Here is a 22,169-nt window from a genome sequence, read left to right on the forward strand (position 1 = left end):
ATAATCACTCACAAATTTGTTTCAACTTTCTTGACGGAATACCAGAACTAAGTAGAAAACAGGAGCCTCCTTGTAATGGGAGCTCCTGTTTTTATTATGGTGTTTCAATAGAATTGCTTCGCGAATGCGAAGCAACCCTTATTCAGCTTTTAAAGTGCTTGATTGGTCGCGTGATGGTTAGGCGTTGGCGTCTGTCTTCATACCGCGGGCGATTGATTGGGACTCCACTTTGTGTTTATGAGCACTTTTTGAAGTTTATGAGCACTTTCTAGGATTTATGATTACTTTTGAAGTTTTATGAGCACATTCCATGATTTATGAGCACTTTTCATGTTTTATGAGCACTTTTCATGTTTTATGAGCATTTATCAAAATTTATGAGCACTTACCCAAGTTTATGAGCGCTCCACCATCTCTGTAGATGGATGTTCCCCTTGAGTAGGCAATATTCCAGCCGCCATGGCTTCGCTTCGTAGCTCATCCCGGAATTTCGGATGTGCAATCGCAATCAAAGCTTCTGCACGTTCGCGAAGCGACTTACCATGTAGATTGGCAATTCCGTATTCTGTTACGATACAATCGACTTCGTTTTTAGACGTCGTTACGACAGAACCCGGAGTAAGATTTAATTTGATGCGTGACATGGTATCGTTCTTCAATGTCGAGTACATGCAGATAAACCCTTTTCCATTTTTCGAAAGTTGGACAGCCCTTGCGAAGTCTGCTTGTCCGCCTGTTGACGAATAGTAGTTTCCGGCAATCGTTTCAGAAGCACATTGGCCATACAAGTCCACTTCTGTTGTCGCATTGATAGAAACAATATTATCCTCTTTTGCAATCTCATATGGATCATTGACCATACTCACCGGCAAAAACTCGACGCTAGGATTATTGTGAAGGAACTCATAGAGTCGCTGAGTCCCATAGGCAAAGGTCGTCACAATTTTACCTTGATGGGTGCATTTGTTCATACCTGTCACCGCACCTGACGCAACGAGGTCCACAATACCATCAGTCAACATTTCAGTATGGATTCCCAAATCACGGTGGTCCCGTAGCATACTCATAACGGCATTCGGAACCGCACCAATTCCCACCTGCAACGTATCTCCATTTTGAATTTGAGACGTGATATAACTTGCAATCTTTTTGTCTTTTTCATTACTTACTGGACACTTCTCTTCTGCGAGGAAAGCATCATGTTCGACATAGCCTTCAATTTGGCTCATGTGTACTTGGTTTTTCCCGAAGGTGCGTGGCATGTACCTGTTCACTTCGAGGATAAATGGAACTTTCCCGATGAACTCTGAGACATAATCGGCTTGGGTTCCAAGTGAGAAGTACCCGTGCTCATCAGGTAAAGATGCAACCGCCATGACGACTGGACGTCTCAGTGTTTCACGTAACAACCTCGGGACTTCGTTGAATACATTTGGAACGAGATCGACAACTCCACTGCGGAATGCGTTGCGTGTCGCTCCGCTCAAAAAATATGACGTATGCGACAAATGTCCTTTCATTTCTCCTCGAATATAAGCACGTTCGCGGAGTGCCAACATTTGGTGAACGATTACGTGATCCAATTGTTCATAATTTGCTTCTAATAGATCCAGTAACAAGTGAGGTTCCCCATTTGCAATTGGAATAATGAGATCAGTGCCAGGTTGCATTAGTGCCATTAATTCTAGCTCGCTCAAATGTTTCGTCATGATTAGGTTAACAGCTCCAGTTCATATGATACTTCGATTATATCGCAGACTGAGCGCTCGCTCAATAGAGAGCTCAACGAGTTAATCACTTATTACGAAAACAAACCTTCCGCATCAATCTGCGAAAGGTTTGTTTCTCTTTTTCCTAATCATCCAGACGAACAATCCTGTTATCACAAGGAAACTAACAATCAGAGATGCACCGAAGTAAGGCGGCCGATAAGACATTTCTATTGTATTTTTGCCTGCTTCAATCGGGATACCCGAAAACGCATAATTCGCTTTCAACACAGACACCTTTTCTCCATTCACTTTCGCAGTCCATCCTTTTTCAAATGGAATTGGCATTACAGCCAAGCTGTCTCCGTTCGAATTATCGAGCTGAACGGTTGCATGGCCGCCTTTCCACTCAACTATGGGTTCAGAAGTCTGTTCGACCTTCCGCTCAGCCTCCTCAAGTGTCGAATAATCCTCAGCGTAAAGCGCTAAATCACTTAATGTATACGTCCCTTCAGGCACTCGAATTCGAATAGTTTCTTCAGACGGAACCCGGATCGTGATGTCATTGACACGAGTGCGGTATATCGAATCCGTCCGTTTACGAGTCGTTTTATAATCATTCACTTTCAAGTGAAAGCCTTTGTCTGCAGTTGAGCGCTCCAAGTAAAACGAAATATACGTGTCCTCTTTCAACAGACGTACGTCAGAGACTTTCAAATCGATACCGCCATTCTTTCCTGTAACAACAAGCTTGTCATTTTTGTACTCAGCTTGTACTGGTTGCACGGTAACTTTATCCATTAAATTTTCTACAGTTGGCGAAGTTTCCGGTTGTTCATCCCATTCTTCTAAAATCGCCCCATTTAACATCGCGTGCTCGCGTGCAAGCACAGGACTATCTTCCAACTCTTCTTCTGTATAAACCCTATGCGTTGTCCGAACAAATGGAAGACGGTGTTCGTTTTCAAACGCTTTGAATTTGCCATTATGCTCAACTTCTTCAAAGCCGAACGGAACCGGATTCCCTTTGTCTGAACGAACTGCATACACCCCGTTTAGTATGCTATATAGATTCGCCCGCCCGCCAAACCCAGCATAGCGACTGACACTTTCCCGTCCCATATCGATCGACAAATCGTTTAAGTAAAAATGTAACAAGTGCTGATTTAAAATACTCGAGTAAATGCTCGTCCCTAAAAAGTCTTGGACAATCGGTGTGTTGTTGCGTGTACCGATCATCCAATCGATACGAGCTAGTGGATCCTCTTCACGTACCGTCAACTGCTGAACAAGTTCACGTGATGCTTCCCCGTTATAGGAATCGCTTGTGAAAAAGGACTGTGGAATGCCTTGCCCCTCGACTTGCTCCACCTTGGAATTATTACCTGTCAACTTCTCCTCTTGAAACAAATTCACGGTAATTAGACTAGACGCAACAATCCCAATCCACAATGCGATGTCCCAATGCTTAAATTGACGTACAGTAGCTAAAATCGCAATCGCACATGTGATTAACGCCATTACCTCTAAACTGTCCGCATACAAACTCGGCTTTCCTTCTAACTCTAATTTCGAAAATAACATGTAGAGTCCAATCGTTCCGAGTGCCGCAATTACTGCATACTTTAGCTGGATTTCCTTCCAATTTTGAAGCGTGATAGCTACCAGTCCTCCAGCAACAAGCATGAGCATGTGTTCCCAGCGAAATTGTGGCGCTGATAATCCGTTAAACACACTTCCCACTGCAGGAGAAGCATGCAACACTGCTAACAGTACGGTCATGATTGCAAACAACCGAAATCCTCTCTTTTTATAGAGAGGGAACAGAAATAAACAAATAATCGCAAATGCAGGTAAGACAACCAACTTCCCGTCGGACAATATATTTTCTGTCATGTCGAAAAGAGGAATCTCCCCTTCAAACGGGGGTCTGAAGTTATTCAAATATCCGTAAACTGCTGGAACGAAGAATGGCGTACTTATCGCAGCTCCGAGCACTCCACCCACCAGAAAATATACAATCTGGCGCTTTCGCTTCAGTTCGTTCTCTACCAAAGGGATGAACCAACGAAAAACTATGTATATGAATGTTAGTAGGAAGTTAATATACGCAAAATAGAAGTTATCCACCATACTAAGCGCGACCGCTACAATGAACCAACCTGGTTTTCCATAGCGCATAATCCGCTCTGCCCCAATGAGTAATAGCGGCAAAAAAACAATCGCGTCTGCAAAGAACTCCCAATACGTAACATGGCGGAAATACAAAATACTGATTCCATAAATGACTGCGGCAATATAGGAAAACCGGCTTTTCAAACCGATTAATCGGAAGAAAATCGTCGTGATGATCAAAATCACTGACAGACGAATGATGCTGACAAAAACGGTAACATCCGCCCAGTATTGAAGATCAGGTGTTGCCAACAATCCAATCCATTCTAAAAATGCCGTAATTGCTACAGTTACCAGGAAAACAATAGACGTAGAAAAATAATAACCGAGCTGGGAAAATGAGCCTCCCCCTAATCCGAAGCGTTCGGAGTAAAAGAAATTACCATCTCGCATGGATTCATAAAGAAAATGTTTAAAAGGGATCATTTGTGATAATCCATCATTCGGTCCTACCACATAGCGTTCTTGCATCCATTCAGACAACATGAATCCATGAGCAATTATAGCTGTGATCACACTCACCACAACAAGACCAATCCAACTCTTTTTCGTCATCACGCTGCCTTCAGCACCTTTCCAGTTACGATGAATGTGACAGGAACTGTGATGATTAGTGCTCCGAGCGGCGCAATGCTACTGTTCACATGAAATCCCTCCACTAGAATGTAGAGCAACACTGCTGTCACCGCTATATTGACGAGTTGAGTCACCGGATAGATTAAAAACTTTTTTAATGTCGGTTTTACTTTGTATGTCACATAACTATTCAAGAAAAAAGAAATGATCATGCTTAAAATGACTGCGCTGAAATGCGCAACCATATAAACAAGTCCTAGCTCTTTTAATCCAAACAAGTAGAACGCATAATAGGTTGCTGTATTAATAACGCCAACAATGGCGAATGTGATGAATTCACGAACTTCGAATTTTGGCATGAGAGACTGGTTTTCCTTTCACCGCGGCGCTTGTCCGGCGGACGAGATAATGGGGACGTTTTTTCGTTTCATTGTAAATCCGTCCAACATACTCCCCGATGATGCCAAGGGATAATAATTGGACACCGCCAAGAAAGAGTACTGCTGATATGGTCGTGAAGTAACCTGGTACGTCCACCCCGTTTCTTGCAATATCAGCTAATGTAATAACTATATAGGAAATAGCTAAAAACATGCTTAATATTCCTGCATAGAAGCATAAGCGCAACGGTTTTGTATTGAACGAAACAATACCATCCACTGCATAGTTGAGCAATTGCTTAAATGACCACTTCGTCTCACCATGTTGTCGTGTGACATTGTCATAACAAATCGTCTTCTGTTCCAATCCAATCCATGAATACAGTCCTTTAGAAAAACGATTTCCTTCACTGAGTTGCAACAACGAATCGACTGCGCGGCGGCTGAGCAGACGGAAATCACCTTCTCCATCATGTAACTCAACTTCAATAGTTTTGTTAACTCCCCAATAATAAGCACGAGACAGCAAAGAACGAATCGGAGAGTCCCCTTTCCGATTACGCTTAGCAATAACTTGGTCATAGCCCTCTTCATAACCTCTGATCAATTGAGGGATTAAATCTGGAGGATGCTGCAAATCTGCATCCATTAATATCACGGCATCCCCTTTTGCATACTCAAGACCTGCTAAAATGGCAGCTTCTTTCCCAAAATTACGTGTAAAGGATACATATTCAACTTCTGGATAATCGATTAGTGCTCCACGAATTTCGTCCATGGTTTTATCGTCACTTCCATCATCTACAAATAACACCTCGTAGGGTAACCCACTTGACGACATGACTTCGTTCAATGCTTTCATCATGTTGAAAATATTGCCTTCTTCGTTATATGAAGGGATGACGAATGAAATAAACAATTGCTTCATTCTGTGCACCTGCTTTCTAAATTTGTGCCAACGGCTTTCCTTCTAATACCCGTTTTTCATGGAAATATCACCTTTTGTTAAGAGAGATTATGTTCAGAATGATTCATTTGTTTAAACAGGTTCCTACGAAGCACTGAAGCTGTCCATTCTCAACCTCAAAGAATTTTCACCTTGTTCTGCGAATTTGTTCTCTTATTGCATCGTCTTCTGATTCAGCGCATACTTAGTTAGGTACATTTAGAAGACAGGAGTTTGACTTATGATTTCAACTAATGACATGATCTCCCAAGATCCTTGGGAAGCTTATTTAGACGTGGATACCCACGGACACCAAGTACTTTCGAGCATTGAATTCACGACGACTTACTTGTGCAATATGCGTTGTGAACACTGTGCGGTTGGCTATATGCTTCAACCAAAGGACCCCGACGCTCTTCCGATAGAGTTGCTTATCCAGCGACTCGAGGAAATCCCTCATTTACGCACTATTAGCTTAACCGGTGGTGAACCGATGTTTTCAAAACGATCGGTGGAACGATACGTCCTGCCTCTCCTTAAATATGCGCACGAACGTGGCGTTCGTACCCAGATGAACTCCAATTTGACGATGCCACTTGAGCGTTATGAAATGATCGCCCCCTACCTCGATGTACTTCACATCTCCCATAATTGGGGTACCGTAGAAGATTTCGCTGAAGGCGGATTTGCAAATATGGAACGCATCCCTTCTTTTGAACGTCGTGCAGAACAATTTCAACGGATGATTGAAAACAGTCGTGCACTGGCAGACTTAGGGGTAATGGTCTCCGCAGAAACCATGTTGAATCGCAGAACGCTTCCTCACTTACAAAAAATTCACGAACAAGTTGTACACGAAATGAAATGTGCACGACACGAAATTCACCCGATGTACCCTAGTGACTTTGCTTCAACTCTGGAAGTCCTTTCATTGGATGAAACCCGCACGGCTATAAAAGAAATCCTTCAATTCCGTGATCCTTCCACCTGGATGCTGTTTGGTACGCTGCCTTTCTATTCTTGTAGCCCATCTGTTGCGGACCAGGAACTATTGGCTCAACTTAAATCGAGTCCTAACGTGTCGGTCCGAAATGATCCCGATGGACGATCCCGCTTGAATGTCAATATCTTTACAGGTGATGTCATTGTGACTGATTTCGGAGACGTGCCACCTCTTAGTAATATTCAACAAGGGAACCTTCCTGAAATGTATGAAGCGTGGCAACAACACCCGCTCGCTAAATCCGTTAGCTGTCACTGCCCAGCTGTTCGTTGTCTTGGGCCGAATCTACTTGTTAAGAATGCTTACTATAAGGACATCGACTTCACAACTAGAAAATCAGTAATGGTATAATAGTCTCTATCAAACGAATAAGGGGATGTAACGTCTATGTATACAAAAGTTTTTTTAGCAACCGCCTTTACAAGTAATTCACAAAAAGAGGTAGAGGTATTGAAAGACTGCCTATTCTGTATTGATGAACACGGTATGATCGAACGCATCGTACGCCCCGAGCAGTCTGATTATGAAAAAGTACTCAATGAGTATATACATACAGATGTTTTCCAAAAGATTGATGATGGGTCCTATTTGCTACCTGGCTTCATCGATTTGCACATACATGCCTCTCAATGGGCACAAGCTGGTACAGCACTGGATATTCCACTCCATGATTGGTTAAGCACGTATACATTCCCTTCTGAAGCGAAATTTGCAGATCTTGACTATGCGAAATTAGTTTATGAAGATGTGGTCAGCACACTTCTCGCAAACGGTACAACCACTGCTCTTTACTTTGCGACGGTTCACAAAGAAGCCAGTGTTTTGCTAGCGGACATTTGTGCAAAACGTGGTCAACGTGGTCTAGTTGGAAAAGTTGTGATGGATTTAGTTCAGGAATGTCCTGAGTTTTATCGAGATTCAAGTACACAGACTGCTTTGCAGGATACTGAGGAATTTATTCTAGAAGTTAAGAAGATTGCTGAGACAACTAAGCAAGGAGTCTATCCAGTTGTCACTCCTAGATTCATCCCAACATGTACGAATGAGGTACTTGAAGGTCTTGGTGCGCTTGCAGCCAAGTATGATACACATATTCAGTCACATTGCAGTGAAAGCGATTGGGCCCATCAGCATGTGCAACAACGTTTTGGAAAGAACGATGCACAGGCGCTCAATGATTTTGGATTGTTACAGGACAAGTCTGTAATGGCACATAGTAATTTCCTTTCTGATGACGATGCAAAATTATTTGCTGAAACAGGTAGTGCGATAGCCCACTGTCCGGTTTCTAACGCGTACTTTGCGAATAGCGTAATTCCTATTGCAAAATTTGCTCGTATGGGAGTGGATATTGGACTAGGTTCAGACATCTCCGGTGGATTTTCTCCAAGTCTTTACGATAATTCCCGTCAAGCAGTCATGTCTTCCCGCATGTTAGAAGATGGCGTAAATCCTAACGTACCTGCTGATGAACGAGGTGTAGAAGATTCTCGCATTACGATTGCAGAAGCATTCTACTTCGTCACTGCCGGCGGTGGAGCGAGTTTGAGTCTGCCTATAGGACGGCTGGAAGAAGGTTATGCATGGGATGTCCAGCGCGTTGATCCTACAATCTCGACAGCAAAGCTTCCATTATTCGATCCTAACGAGCCCCTAATTGATATTTTTCAAAAGATGATGTACCTTGTACGGCCTGAAAATATTCGGGATGTCTGGGTCCAAGGCGAACTTGTTCATTCTCGTAAGTGAACTAGACGTTCGGACTTCTAGACAACCTTTAGCTATAGCTAGGAAAAAAATTGTATTAAACACATAATTTTTCTTCAATAATTGCTTAACTCTTCGTTTAGGAGGACATACTGTTTATCGAACGAGCAAAATAGTACTATTCCCCTACAAAAATCTATTATCTTTGCTTTATTTTCCATTTAATATGTATTACACCATCTTCATAGGCATATTGAATAATTTATTTCGTAAACCGAGATATTCGCTTTAAGAATGGTTATACTTAAACGCTGTAGAATTATACTTAGTCAGCACTTTCTTTGATGTCTTTTTTTGATGGATGAACTTATTTTTTCTTATTTTCTATTGCTCAATGGAGTTACGAATTGAACCTTACATCACGGAAGATCAGCTATAGGAGTGACGTACGGTGTATCTACAAACTAAAAAAGGAGGAGAAAGCAATGTCTGAAACGCAAGTTCCAAAGAATACTCAAGACAAAAAAGGGATGAGCCGTCGTAATTTCATGAAGAACACGGGTCTCCTTGCCGGCGGTTTAGTCGGCGGTGGTTTGTTCGGTGGTTTGATCACGAATCAGATGAAGAAACAGCCAGCGAGTGACAAAAAACCTGCAGCGTCTGAGAACAAGGACATGGAAGCTCGTACGTTCTTCAGTAAAACCGAAGATTTCGAAACGATTTCCGCTGCTACTGAACGACTTTTCCCTGAAGACAAGGCTGGCCCAGGGGCAATCGCTCTTGGAGTTCCTTACTTCATCGACCGTCAGCTATCTAGCGACTGGGGGTCTAACGCAAAAGAATACATGAAGGGACCGTTCCCGCAAAACCAGGAAGCGGCCTATTATGAGGACCAAAGCAAGGACCAGAATAAGCAAGGACCTAACTCGGTGACACAGGTGGCTGCACCGACTCCACGCTATCAGACACGTATGAACCGTGGTGAGATCTTTAGAGAAGGTGTCAAGACACTTCAAGACACAGCACAGTCGAAGCATAAGAAGAAATTCTTTGAACTCGAAGGTGAACAAATGGATGAAATCCTAACAATGTTGGAAGAAGGAAAAGTTCGTATGAACGGAATCCATTCAACTGTTTTCTTTAACCTCTTGCTGCAAACAACCATTGAAGGTGCGTACGCAGACCCTGTTTATGGTGGAAACCGTAATATGGCAGGCTGGAAGATGAAAGAATTCCCTGGACCTCGTATGGGGTATCTTGGACAAATTGAAGATGAAGAATTCGCAGTAATGAAGCAGGAAAGCCTACGCGATTATCAAGAAATGTGGGGCTAGGAGGAAACTAAATGGCTAAAAAACTAGAAAAAGTAGACGTTGTTGTTGTAGGTAGTGGCTGGGCTGGCGGTATTGTATCTGCCGAAGCTGCAAAAGCAGGACATAAAGTCGTAACACTTGAACGAGGAAAACCTGTAGATCGTGGCGACTATGTTGGTGTAAAGGACGAACTTCGCTTTTCAGATCGCTATGAAATGATGCAGAACCTAGCTCCTGAAACGATTACATCACGAAATACATTGGACGAAGAGGCATTGCCGGTTCGTACAAGAAATGAAATGATGGCAGGAACCGACTTAGGCGGAGGTAGTGTCCACTGGGCTGGAGCTACGTATCGCTGGAGACCGATTGACTTCGAAATCCGTTCTAAAACGATTGAGCGCTACGGCGAAAAGAAAATCCCTGAAGGCATGATCATTCGTGACTGGGGTATTACGTACGATGAGATGGAACCGTATTATGATAAGTGGGAAAAAACAGCGGGGATTTCAGGGGAACCGGATCCACTTGGCGACAAGAGATCAAGCGATTATCCTAACCCTCCTATGAAGGAGTCGCCAGCAATCCGTTTGTTTAAAGATACAACGAAAAAGATGGGCTACCATCCCTATCAAGTAGCCTCTGCCAACCTTTCACAATCGTATAAGAATCCAGATGGCGAAACAATTGCTCAATGTATGTTCTGCTCATTCTGTACGGAGTATGGGTGTGACTTTGGTGCAAAATCAGACCCACTTGTAACCGTAATCCCGACAGCGATCAAAACAGGTAACTGTGAAATTCGTACAAACTCTCTTGTTCGTCGTGTATTGCACGAAAACGGTAAGGCTACAGGCGTGATGTATGTCGACCTTCGGACAGGTATTGAATATATTCAGCCAGCAGATGTCGTTGTGCTTGGGGCATTCTCGTTTACAAACAACCGACTTCTCATGCTTTCGAAAATCGGTGAGCAATATGATCCGGTGACGCGTAAAGGTGTCATTGGCCGTAACTTCAATGGTCAATTCAACATTACATTCCTAGGAGCACGCGGCTTCTTCGATAAAAAGAAATTCAATTTATTCATGGGAGCTGGAGCACTCGGCGGAACATTGAGTGACTTCGCTGGCGATAATTTCGACCACACTGACCTTGACTTCATCAACGGTGGTGGAATTGAATTACGTCAGTATGGTCATGGACCGATTGCAACGAACAGTGTTCCAAAAGGAACAAAAGGCTGGGGTCCAGAATTTAAAGAGAAATCTGTCCACTACACAAACCGTAGTTTAGTTGCTTGGTATACTCCAGCGGTTATGTCATGGTGGCACAACTATACGTCTCTCGATCCAACGTATACGGATGAGTTCGGAGACCCATTGCTACGAATCACTAACAAATATACAGATCATGATAAAGCTATGGCTAAATTCGGCATTGAAAAATGTACGGGAATCATGGAAAAAATGGGTGCGGACATTGTCGACCCAGACAGCATCCCCGAAGAGTTCGATCACATTTATGATGGTGGTCACTATGCAGGCGGCGTGAGTATGGGTGAAAACCCAGAAACGTCTGCTATCAATAACTACTTGCAACTGTGGGATATGGAAAACCTATTCGTCGTTGGCGGATCTGCGTTCCCACAATTCGGTGGTCACCACCCTACTGCAACGATCGGTGCACTTTCGTACCGCGCTTCAGAAGGGGTTATCAAGTACTTGAAAGAACCAGGTCTTCTTACACAACCTAAAAAAGAAGGCGCGAAAGCATAACTAACTGAAATACAAAAGGACTGTCCAGAACGTCAGTAAACACTGACTTCTGTGACAGTCCTTTTTCTATCCTCACTACTCAGTCTTGCAGTTGGAGGCTACTTTCAATGGCTAGTAGGTTTTCTCGATATCGCCTCATCTCGCCTCTCGTAATATCTCCTTTTTCAAATGCTATCTGGATGAAACTCCTTTCAGTATGAAGGGCAAAATCAATCCATTCATGCAAATGATGTGCTGCTTCTTTTGGTAGACCATAGCCCCCCATTCTTTCATAATTCAACAGGAAGGCTTCGATGAGCTCTGCTGAGAATTGACCGTCTTCGAGTGATTTCAATTTCTCTGTTATGAATTGCCCATTGCTTTGCAGGAGAATCATCCGCTGTTCTTTGCGTTGTTCTGCTGTGAGCGGTGTCAAATGCATTCCTTGAAGATGTTTTTTCAAAAGTCGGCTGTAAAACGCATTAACTCTATACTTTTTCTCTTTCGAAATTTTATAAAGTCGTTTGTTCAACCTTCTAAGAACCGGGAATGCAAGTTGGATACGGATACGGTCCTGCCTTACTAACTCCCGTGTATTCTCCAGCTGCCAATCCATAATCAGTTGGCGTAGTTTTCTCTCACTATTGTTCATTTCCTTTAAATTGCTGAGGGAAAAAATCCGGTCGTTGTACATCCGAATCACTTTGCCAATCGCTCTCTTATTCTCACTCGTCCTATGTTTTCTTAATTCTTTTTTCACTTCTCGAAGCATTTCAATTTCCCACTCATTGTCATGTTGAAGCATAGTCCCTTCAACTTTGGGTGCGAACAAATGCATTGTGAAGTTAGCAAGCAATAGGGTCAATAATATAACCCCTGCGGCGATGAACAGCAACAGATCACGCCCCTCGAACGGCGTACCATCACTTAAAAATAACGGAAGGGACAGTACACTGACTAATGTAATAGTCCCTCTCACTCCAGAAACTGTATAGAGTAGAGTATCCGATATTCTTCTTTTGCTCACAAATTCAGTTGTTTTCTGGAAATTATTGAATAGAACAATCCACAAGAACCGCAAGCCAAGCAGTACTAAAGTAATCGCTAAAATGTAGCCAAGTAGAGTGATGATTTCAAGATGTTGATCATTTAAAATCGTTTGCAAAATACTTGGAATCTGAGTCCCTAGCAATACAAAAACGATTCCATTCAAACTGAATGAAATGACTGACCAGGTGTTTCTGGACAATAAATTCAGTTGTGCGACTTCGACATTCAGCTTCTTATAGCTAAGTGAGTGGACAATCCCCCCGCTCACTACCGCTAAGATACCATTAACTCCCACTTTTTCAGCAATCACAAATATTAGAAATGGCAAAAGTACTTCCATGAGGATAAACGACGTGCTATTTTCAATCCCCAGTTCGCGAAGTCGTCTCATCAGTGCGATTTCTAAGAAACTCAACACTGCGCCAAGGATAATTCCACCGATAGAAATGATTATAAAAGTAGTACTCGCTTGGAACAATGAAAATGTTCCTGTCATTAAAGCAGCCACTGCAAATTGAAAGGATACAAGGCCTGACGCATCATTGATCAGCGATTCTCCTTCGAGCGTATGCATGATTTTATGGGGAACTTTCACTTTTTCCGCCAATGCACTAACTGCAACTGCATCTGTAGGCGCAAGTGCAGCAGCGAGCGCAAACGCGGCCGCTAATGGTAAGGATGGCAGCAGTAAGTGGATGAATCCTCCGAGCAGCCCAACAGTAATAAATACCAGGCCAATTGAGAGAGACAAGATTGATTTACGCTCTCGCCAAATTGCTTTTTTATCTACATTCACTCCATCGTTGAACAAGATCGGGGCTATGAAAAGAAGCAGGAATAGTTCTGGACTTAACTCTAGTGAATGATTTGTCAGTGGAATGGCTAGCACAATCCCTAAGGCGACCTGGATAAGTGGGATTGCAATGGTAGGTAAAAACCGATTAAGTACATTGGATAGAAAAACCGCGCTCAGCATGAGCAAAATTATTTCAAAGATTTCCATTCCTTCACCTTCTTTATGGTTGATTCACTTTTATGTCTTGTAGTTGTAAGTATGCTCTTAGGTACAGTAATATATAGCGCCTAAAAGAGCCTGCCGAATATATATTAACAGCCGCTCCACCTTAAAAATTATACGGTAAACTATGCTATTTAGACACTAAAAAGCAAGAGGTTATAAACCAGTCACATCTATCCTAGCTATTATGGGTGGTTTAATTTTCTAAATGAATGGTATAAATAGGTATAGAGTTTAGGAGGAGTGATTCGATGAAAGTAAATGAGGAAGCACGCAAAAAGCTATTGGATACAGTAAATGGTCTCAGTGATGAAGAGCTGAACTGGAAAGCCTCTGAAGACAAGTGGTCCATCCGCCAAGTGCTAGAGCACCTTTATTTAATGGAAGGCAGCGTTGCAAAGGCAATTCAATCGCAACTCACAAAGGGAGAACCTCATGAAACGGCCGACAAACCAATTGAGCGGACAGTCGATCGGTCAACAAAAGTTGAAGCGCCTGACTTCGCAACACCTAGTGAATCCTTTGCTACAGCTGCGGAGTTGAAGGATAAACTAAACGCATCCCACACCTTGCTTCAACAACTTGAAGATACTATTCCCACTGAACAGCTGAAGGAGAGATCTTATCCACATCCTGTGTTTGGTGACATGAGCTTAGACCAGTGGATTCCATTCGTCGGATACCATGAGTTACGGCATATTGAACAGATCCAAGAAGTAAAAGAATCCATGAATGTTACAAAATAAGTTCCAGATTGCACTATGAAATGATAGAAAGGCCGAGACGCTTTGAAGACGTCTCGGCCTTTCTTTTACATTTTTTATTGGCGTAGCCAAATCAAGTTCTCGTCTTCTGCAAAACCAGCGATATTGTACACAAATAACACATCTTGAATCTCTTTTTCTTTAACGACTTGTGCCATATCCCTATGGTCATAACGCAAATCGACCATATAGATTTCTTCAAAGTGATTCGCTAGAAATGGAACGAGCGCATGGGCGTATGAGTCTTTGAAGATCATCAGTTTTCGTCCGTTTTTCACATTGGAATGGATGGTTACAGCACGATGATTGCCGCCTAAAAACAATGAATACTGATCACGTTTTTCAAGAAACTCCCATGCATATAGTGAATCCATTTTCGATTGACCATCGTCAATGTCGACGTCATAGGATACATGAAACTTCGGCTCAAACACGTCGATTTCATCTGATTCAACTGAGGGGTCATTTGCCTTTGCGTCATACGTTCCCCTGAAGTTTTTAGACACGGTCCGAATGGCAAACTCATCTGAAGATAACGGAGCCATTCCCATTTTCTCCATCGCCGCGCGGTAAGCTACATACGCCCCGTGTGTCGTCCAGTGATGGTCTGTGTGGAAATAGATCGGCTGCTCTTTTGCCGCTTTTAATGCGCCGGTTGCATCTATCCAGCTGATATCTCCTTTCACTTGTTCTTCGACGCGTTGAATAGCAGCTGTTTCACTTGCTGTTTGCGCGAATTTCGGCAACTTATCAGGATATATTTCGATAGAGGTCGGGGCAAGTAGTCCGTAAACTGAAACACCTTTTGTCTTCTCAAGAAACCGTGAAATACTCTCACTATTGGCATCGAGTTGCTCTGAAGGGGGTTCAAACTTCTCAAACAAATAGCCGTCTTCCCCGAAGTACACTCCATTGTTATCCTTTTTCAAAACAACTTTTTGAGCAGTTGCTTTGATGCTTGTCCAAAAACGTTTATGAACGAACTGATCACTTAAGTACGTTTCTACATCTTTTGTAAACGCTCCTGATGTGATTCTGTCCAGAGACACTTCGGGGAATTGCATCAGTGGACGATTTTCTGCCTGTGAAAACGGTTGGTCTTCCGCCAATAGATTCATGCATGCAACCCCACCAATAAAAACGGCAAATACGACAATCATTATTGTATTTAATCGTTTCACAGTTCTTCCCCTCCTGTCTTGTTCGAATTTCAGATTGTGTTAGAAACGGAAGTACAGGAATGGATTAAACGAGTCGTCGACTAAGTATGCAGTCGATAGGAAGAGAATCGCCATGAAAAAGACCACCTGCAAAGCTGTCTGGATCCATTCGTTTCGAATGATTTCACTACGTTCGACACACTGCTTCCACAGTCGCGTAAACAGCGGTGTTGATAAAAGTCCGGCAACCAGCAACAAAACGCCATTTGTATAAAGATCATATAGAAATGCTGTATCGTAGAGGGGGCGTCCTCCCAGCCCGACCATCACTTGCGCATAGCGAATCCCTTCGTTAATATCTTCAAAGACGAATAACACCCAGCTGAACAAGATGGCGATGAGTAAATAACCATGCTGGACAAAACGTGGGAGCTTTTCCAGCCATTTGAGTAGACCCGCGCGTTCAATCCCAATCAACACTCCGAAATACAATCCCCACAACACATAATTCCAACTGGCTCCATGCCATAATCCAGTCAATCCCCAGACGATGAACAAATTCCGATAAAGCACAAACTGTCCCTTTCGATTGCCCCCAAGCGGAATGTAGACGTAATCTCTGAACCAGGAACCGAGTGTAATATGCCAACGCCGCCAAAATTCAGAAGCATTCTTCGCGATATATGGATACTTGAAGTTTGTTGGGAAGCTAAATCCAAACATTTTTCCAAGACCTATCGCCATGTCCGAATAGCCACTGAAGTCAAAGTAAATCTGGAACGCAAATGCAATAATGCCGAGCCATGCAGCTAATACAGTCAGGTCTGAAACACCCTGGCTTTCAACACTAGCCCACAGTTGGCCGATTGAATTGGCGATCAACACCTTCTTACCGAGTCCGATGATGAATATCCGAACACCATCAGCAAATTGACTGAGCTGAAACGTCCGATTCATCAATTCTTTCTCTATAATTTCATAGCGTACAATAGGTCCTGCAATCAGTTGAGGGAATAAGGAGACATAGAGCGCAAATGTTATGATATTCTTTTGCGGACGGACATTCCCTCGGTACACATCGATCGCGTAGGACATCGTTTGAAACGTATAAAACGAAATACCGATTGGTAGTGGCAAATCCAATGGTTCAACGCCTGTTCCTATGATGGAGTTGATACTTCCAATTAGAAAGTCAGCATACTTAAAAAATGATAAAACAGCTAAATTTACAACGAGTGAGGACACGAGTCCCAATTTTGCATAGAGTGGCCGTATTTCTCGATACCGTCCGATAATACGACCATGTATGTAATCCGTTAGTGCAGAAAAAATCATTAAAATTATGTAAACAGGTTCGCCCCATGCATAAAAAAACAGGCTAACACCAAGCAACGTGAAGTTTTTCATCGCGCGTGGACTGATGTAATAGAGTAAAAGTGCTATAGGCAAAAAGAAAAAGAGAAACGTTAAACTGCTGAATACCATGCGCGACACTCCCTCACCAAACCAATTAGAAAAAGGCACACACTGTGCCTTTTAGTTTGTTAGAAACTTTCGTTGAATGCTTTCTCAACTGCTTCCGGATTTGTATATGTCACATACAAAAGGAATTTCCCTTTTGTGATGATTTTATTGTTCTTCACTTTTTCATATTGATCAGGTAAGTATCGCTCCCAAGTTTGAACTTGTGAAGCCAGTTCGTTTTCAAGTGATTTTTTCAATTCAGCGACCTGTTCTTCATCTTTTGCTTCCAGTACGATGATCTCATCTGCATTGACGTTCATTAGTGCAGCTATGACTGTCCCATTTGCGAATAATTCAGGATTCATCTTCATTTTTTCAATCCAAATATTCGCTACGGAATTTTCATCTTTTGTATCTTTCAAATCCACTTCTTGATGGGTTTGACTCGTATCGTCTACACCTTCAGCTTTCAAATCTTCCGAAACTTGGTCCTTAATGTTCGAAACGATGTCTGTGAACTTCACTTCAGAGGCCTGTTCCTTATTCGGTTCGCCCGAAGACTGACTGCCACAAGCCGCCATCATGACTGCCATGCACAATACTACGATTCCTGCTAACTTCTTCATAAAATCCCCTCGATTCACTAAATGTTCGTTCCTATTAGAAGTAGTCGGATGAACTGATAAAAAGTTTCATTGTTATTTCGAAAAAGTGAGGTCCCCCTAAAATACCTTCACTGAAACTCTACATGAAATCAGAACGTCAAATTTCATAATGATGATTGGTTTTTACGAGAGGAATATTAATGAAATATCTTAATCAATAAAGTTTTGTAGAGATATTTGCAGAAATCTCGGTCTGAATTTCTTCAGCTTTTTCTACATCCTTCACAGCCAATCCGGTACACAAAACATCAATTAAAAACAATTGGGCGATTTTCGATACTAACGACCCGCTATCCAGCGGATTTTCTTTCGCTGATCCGAGTAGAATATGATCTGCGTATTGACTCAAAGGTGATTTTAAGTAGTTCGTCAATACAATAATGGTGGCACCTTTTTCTTTTGCGATTTTAACAGAGTCGACGATATCCTTTGTACCACCTGAAATACTAATTGCGATGACCACACTATTTTCGTTCAAAGAAGACGCGAGCATCACTTGAAAATGTGGATCGATGACAGCTGTCGCTTGGCGCCCTATACGGATCAGCCGGCTTTGCATATCGAGACCTGCAATCCCTGAAGAACCTACTCCAAAGATGACGATATTATTTTTCTGTTTGATCACCTCTATCGTACGCTGCAGTTCATTTTCATCAACAAGTCCTGCGGAGTCTTCAACAGCCCTTACCATATTATTGCGGATTTTATCCAAATAAGTACCGTGCTCTGGCACAGTAGCATCTGCCGCCAACTCTTGTGCGTAGGAATACTTGAAATCTTGGAATCCTTTAAACTTAAGCTTCCTGAAAAAACGAAGGACAGTTGCTTCTGCTACACCACTTGCCTCACACAATTCTGTGAGAGATAGGTAGATTACATGGGGTTCATTTGCAGTTAAATACGTATAGATTTTATGCTCTGATTTGGTAAACTGCGGCTTATATTGCTCCATGAGCACCGAAGGTTTCATCCCTTTTAACGGTCCCGTTTGCATAGAAATCGTCCTCCGTCCTCTTAGTCATTCTGAATAGGATTGTTGTTCAAAAAGTGCCGTACCGCTCCCAACAGATTTGCGTCATTCCCTCTTTCCGCTAGAACAACAGATAACTCTTTTTTGTGATTCGGCATCAGCTTCGTCTCGAGAGACGTTTGAATCGCTTCTCGCAACAACTCGCCTTGCGCAGAAATCCCTCCACCAATCACTACTACTGAAGGATTCAAAATCAGTACGAGTGACGCTAATCCAGTTGTCAAATCGTCAATCCATTTTTCAAATACGACGTTTGCTTCAGCATTTCCTAAACGAATCATTTCAAAAAATGCAGGTAGCTCCAACTCACCAAATTGTTGCTGTACAGCAACAGCTAGCGCAGCACTGGAGGCATATCGCTCATAACATCCTGCTTGTGTACAGGTACAGGGATTTCCTCCTGGATGCAAAATCATATGACCGATTTCACCGCCAGAAAAAGTTGCTCCTCTATATAAACTTCCATTGATGAACAACGCACCACCGATTCCCGTTCCAAGCGTTACAGTCAAGAAGTCGTTGACGTCCCGGGCGGCACCTACCCATTGCTCACCAAGTGCTGTACAGTTCACATCGTTGTCCATCGTAGCCGGCACATTGAACTTCGCAGTCACTCGCTCGCACACATTCATCCCTGAATAGCCTGGAATCGTGTCTGTGGCATAGATAATCGTCCCATTCTCTGTATCTACTTGGCCCGCTGAACTAATCGCAATTCCACTCAGATTTTGTAGTGCTTGCATCTCTTCGCAAATCATCAGGATTTTTCCCATGAGATGCGAACCGCCTTTCTTCGCTTCTGTTGGATATGCTTTAGGATTCGTCAACTTTCCATATTCATCTGAAATTGCTGTTTTTATGGATGTTCCGCCAATATCGATCGCACCAATGTACATAGCGATTCCCCCTTATCTATTCCATTTACTATATCATTTGAAACGGTAAAGGACAGCACCTAGTCTACGGCGCTGTCCTTTCGTACGATTCTTATAGATTTTACTTTTGATCGTAATAAGTAAGCCCTGCAGAACTATCCTCTGCCTTACTCTTTTCTTTGAATAGTAAGCTAAACAAGTATCCAAATACGAGAGATGATACTAGGTTAATAAGTGAATACGCCCATAGTGTCGTGTCTGTGAAATAAGAAACGTAGATAGCAATTAGGGACGTTACAATGAAACCTGCAATCGCTCCTTTTGTATTCGCACGTTTCGTCAACACACCAAGAGTGAATGTACCACCGATAATACCAAGTACAAGACCCATCAGACCATTGAACCACTCATATGCAGAACTAACGTTAGAGTATGCGAGAACGATAGCAAAGATGATTGACAAGACACCTACGATGATGCTGACAACCTTTGCGATTTTCGTTCCTTTTTCATCGGTCATATCTGGACGTAGAACCTTTTGGATATCCAACGTCCAACTGGTCGCGACACTGTTCAATCCTGTCGAGAGTGTGGATTGACCTGCTGCAAAGAGTCCTGCGATGAGTAATCCCGAGATCCCTGCTGGTAGCTCAGTGACTATGAAATTCGCAAAGATGAGATCTTTTGCGCCTTCAGGCATGTCACCGCCAGCTTGCTTATAAAACACATATAATGACGTTCCGATAAAGAAGAACAAAGTTGCGGTACCAAGAGAGAGTACACCATTCATGATGGTCATCTTGTTCATCTGTTTCAAATCTGTCGTAGTCAAATAACGTTGTACCATGTCTTGACTCGAAATGTACGAGAACAATGTTGATAATCCAGCACCAAGGAAGATGATGAACAAGCTATCATTGAAGATATTCGGGTCAAAGATCACTGCTTCACTAAAGAATTTGTTGTCTTGGACACCGACTTTCATAATCTCAGGGAAGCCGCCTTTAACAGAGAGAATAAGTACGATGAGTGCGAAAACCCCGCCACCTATCAGGACAATCCCTTGGATGAAATCTGTCCATAGAACGGACTTAATGCCACCAATTGATGAGTAAATTGTCGCGATGACACCCATGAATAGAATGATTGCCACAGTATGAATACCAGTAACGGCCGATAATGCGAGCGCTGGCAAGTACATGATGATCGACATACGTCCAACTTGGTAAATGATGAAAAGTGAACTTCCCATAATCCGTAAGCCTTTGCCAAATCGTCTTTCTAAATATTCATAGGCCGTATCGATGTTGAGATTCCGATACACCGGTAAGAAGAAGTAAATGGCTACTGGAACAGCGATGAACAGCCCAATTTGACCTGCCCAAAGTTGCCAGTTTCCAAGATATGAATTCCCAGCAAGTGATAAGAACGAAATTGGAGAGAGCAGTGTTGCGAAAAGACTTACAGACGTGACCCACCACGGGATACTGCCGTCTCCTTTAAAGAACTCTTTCCCTTTCATTTCCTTTTTTGCAACAGCAACTCCGATGTAAAGAATTAAGAGCAAGTACGCAACCAAAATAACATAGTCTATTACTGCAAACTTTCCATCCATCCCTTTTCCCCCTATCGTTTCTTTGTCTATAGGTAAGCGCTTACTTGTAGTTCAAAAGACTTCAGCAGAAGTCTTTCTTTCCTCACTTAGTTAAAAAAGTTGATGCAAGTTCTTGAGCTACTTTCACTTTTTCTGCCGAAAGCTGTTTCATCGGCTTGCGGCAAACTCCCGCTTCCACGCCTTGTGTTTTCAACATTTCTTTGATTGTCTGATAAAGACCGTTCGCTAAAATGCCTGAAATGAGATCATTTGTAACTTTTTGGATTTCTCGTGCTTCGTCAATTTTACCTTCTTGAGCAAGTTGGAAAATTGAACGTGCACGTGTACCATTCACGTTAAACGTACTACCAATAGCTCCATCCACGTTTAAAACTGCTGCAGATAATAACATTTCGTCAAATCCTGAATAGATGAGTTTTTCAGGATACGCATGGCGTAAGCGCTCGAGTAAATAGAAATCAGGCGCTGTGAATTTAACACCGATTATTTTCTCATTTTCAAACAACTCACCGAATTGCTCCAGACTCATATTGACACCTGTTAACGCTGGAATCGAATAGATAATCATCGTATTATCGACGCTGTTAATAATTGTGTTGTAATAGTCTTTGATCTCTTCGAAATCGAATTTATAGTAGAAAGGTGTAACGGCAGATAAAGAATCATAACCAAGATCTGTCGCGAATTTAGCAAGTTCAACAGCTTCATCAATGTTAAGTGCACCAACTTGTGCAATGAGCTTCACTTGGTCCCCTGCTTCGTCTTTGACAATTTCAAAGATCCGTTTTTTGTTTTCAGTCGAGATCAAGAAGTTCTCCCCTGTACTTCCATTAACGTATAATCCGTCTACTTTAGAGACATCGATGTTATGACGTACTAACTGGCGTAATCCTTTTTCGTGAATGTTACCCTGCTCGTCAAATGCACACATTAGTGCTGTAAAAATACCTTTCATTACTAAT

At 42.5% G+C, this 22,169-nt stretch carries 17 protein-coding genes; 5 read left to right on the plus strand and 12 right to left on the minus strand.

Going from position 1 to position 22,169, the window contains the following annotated elements:
- Positions 1–395: 395 nt before the first annotated feature.
- The 4 genes from RL70_RS11655 to RL70_RS11670 all read right to left on the minus strand — a co-directional run bounded on the left by RL70_RS11655 (position 396) and on the right by RL70_RS11670 (position 5,768).
- Positions 396–1,709, minus strand: a complete 1,314-nt coding sequence (locus tag RL70_RS11655; RefSeq protein ID WP_039043579.1) for an acetyl-CoA hydrolase/transferase family protein — start codon at positions 1,707–1,709, stop codon at positions 396–398.
- Between the two features lie 114 nt (positions 1,710–1,823).
- Positions 1,824–4,439, minus strand: a complete 2,616-nt coding sequence (locus RL70_RS11660) for a YfhO family protein (protein WP_039043580.1) — start codon at positions 4,437–4,439, stop codon at positions 1,824–1,826.
- A complete protein-coding gene (locus tag RL70_RS11665; RefSeq protein WP_039043581.1) occupies positions 4,439–4,819 on the minus strand; it encodes a GtrA family protein in 381 nt (126 codons plus the stop codon). The genes RL70_RS11660 and RL70_RS11665 overlap by 1 nt, the downstream gene beginning before the upstream one ends.
- On the minus strand, positions 4,797–5,768 hold the full coding sequence (locus RL70_RS11670) for a glycosyltransferase family 2 protein (RefSeq protein ID WP_039043582.1): 972 nt from the start codon (positions 5,766–5,768) through the stop codon (positions 4,797–4,799). Before RL70_RS11670 ends, RL70_RS11665 begins: the two co-directional genes overlap by 23 nt.
- A gap of 259 nt (positions 5,769–6,027) precedes the next feature.
- Between RL70_RS11670 and yfkAB the strand changes: the two genes are divergently transcribed.
- From yfkAB to RL70_RS11690, 4 genes are all read left to right on the plus strand, one after another.
- Positions 6,028–7,140: a radical SAM/CxCxxxxC motif protein YfkAB gene (yfkAB, locus tag RL70_RS11675; protein ID WP_039043583.1), complete on the plus strand. Its 1,113-nt coding sequence runs from the start codon at positions 6,028–6,030 to the stop codon at positions 7,138–7,140.
- Positions 7,141–7,176: 36 nt separating this feature from the next.
- Positions 7,177–8,538, plus strand: coding sequence for a guanine deaminase (guaD, locus tag RL70_RS11680; protein ID WP_039043584.1), 1,362 nt, complete (start codon positions 7,177–7,179; stop codon positions 8,536–8,538).
- Between the two features lie 443 nt (positions 8,539–8,981).
- Positions 8,982–9,830: a gluconate 2-dehydrogenase subunit 3 family protein gene (locus RL70_RS11685; RefSeq protein WP_039043585.1), complete on the plus strand. Its 849-nt coding sequence runs from the start codon at positions 8,982–8,984 to the stop codon at positions 9,828–9,830.
- Positions 9,831–9,841: 11 nt separating this feature from the next.
- A complete protein-coding gene (locus RL70_RS11690; protein WP_039043586.1) occupies positions 9,842–11,587 on the plus strand; it encodes a GMC family oxidoreductase in 1,746 nt (581 codons plus the stop codon).
- A gap of 79 nt (positions 11,588–11,666) precedes the next feature.
- Here the strand turns inward: RL70_RS11690 and RL70_RS11695 are convergent, their stop codons facing one another.
- Positions 11,667–13,619, minus strand: a complete 1,953-nt coding sequence (locus RL70_RS11695; RefSeq protein ID WP_039043587.1) for a Na+/H+ antiporter — start codon at positions 13,617–13,619, stop codon at positions 11,667–11,669.
- A 266-nt stretch (positions 13,620–13,885) separates the two neighbouring features.
- Here RL70_RS11695 and RL70_RS11700 point away from each other — a divergent pair, with 266 nt between their 5' ends.
- Positions 13,886–14,380 carry a DinB family protein gene (locus RL70_RS11700; RefSeq protein WP_039043588.1) on the plus strand — a complete coding sequence of 165 codons (495 nt, stop codon included), beginning with the start codon at positions 13,886–13,888 and terminating at the stop codon, positions 14,378–14,380.
- Positions 14,381–14,454: 74 nt separating this feature from the next.
- Here the strand turns inward: RL70_RS11700 and RL70_RS11705 are convergent, their stop codons facing one another.
- The 7 genes from RL70_RS11705 to RL70_RS11735 form a co-directional block, all read right to left on the minus strand.
- A complete protein-coding gene (locus RL70_RS11705; protein WP_052245932.1) occupies positions 14,455–15,579 on the minus strand; it encodes a DHHW family protein in 1,125 nt (374 codons plus the stop codon).
- A 39-nt stretch (positions 15,580–15,618) separates the two neighbouring features.
- Positions 15,619–17,043 (minus strand): MBOAT family protein, encoded by a 1,425-nt coding sequence (locus RL70_RS11710; RefSeq protein ID WP_039043589.1) that lies wholly within the window; start codon positions 17,041–17,043, stop codon positions 15,619–15,621.
- A gap of 59 nt (positions 17,044–17,102) precedes the next feature.
- The gene (locus RL70_RS17355; protein WP_052245933.1) at positions 17,103–17,648 is read right to left on the minus strand and encodes a DUF4358 domain-containing protein; all 546 of its coding nucleotides are present in this window, start codon (positions 17,646–17,648) and stop codon (positions 17,103–17,105) included.
- A gap of 193 nt (positions 17,649–17,841) precedes the next feature.
- Positions 17,842–18,681, minus strand: coding sequence for a MurR/RpiR family transcriptional regulator (locus RL70_RS11720; protein WP_039043590.1), 840 nt, complete (start codon positions 18,679–18,681; stop codon positions 17,842–17,844).
- Between the two features lie 20 nt (positions 18,682–18,701).
- Positions 18,702–19,613 carry an ROK family protein gene (locus RL70_RS11725; RefSeq protein WP_039043591.1) on the minus strand — a complete coding sequence of 304 codons (912 nt, stop codon included), beginning with the start codon at positions 19,611–19,613 and terminating at the stop codon, positions 18,702–18,704.
- 100 nt (positions 19,614–19,713) lie between these two features.
- On the minus strand, positions 19,714–21,207 hold the full coding sequence (locus RL70_RS11730) for a sodium:solute symporter (RefSeq protein ID WP_039043592.1): 1,494 nt from the start codon (positions 21,205–21,207) through the stop codon (positions 19,714–19,716).
- 82 nt (positions 21,208–21,289) lie between these two features.
- Positions 21,290–22,162, minus strand: coding sequence for an N-acetylneuraminate lyase (locus tag RL70_RS11735; protein ID WP_039043593.1), 873 nt, complete (start codon positions 22,160–22,162; stop codon positions 21,290–21,292).
- Between the last annotated feature and the right edge of the window lie 7 nt (positions 22,163–22,169).

It is taken from the genome of Sporosarcina sp. ZBG7A (genome assembly GCF_000813425.1).
Taxonomy (GTDB): domain Bacteria; phylum Bacillota; class Bacilli; order Bacillales_A; family Planococcaceae; genus Sporosarcina.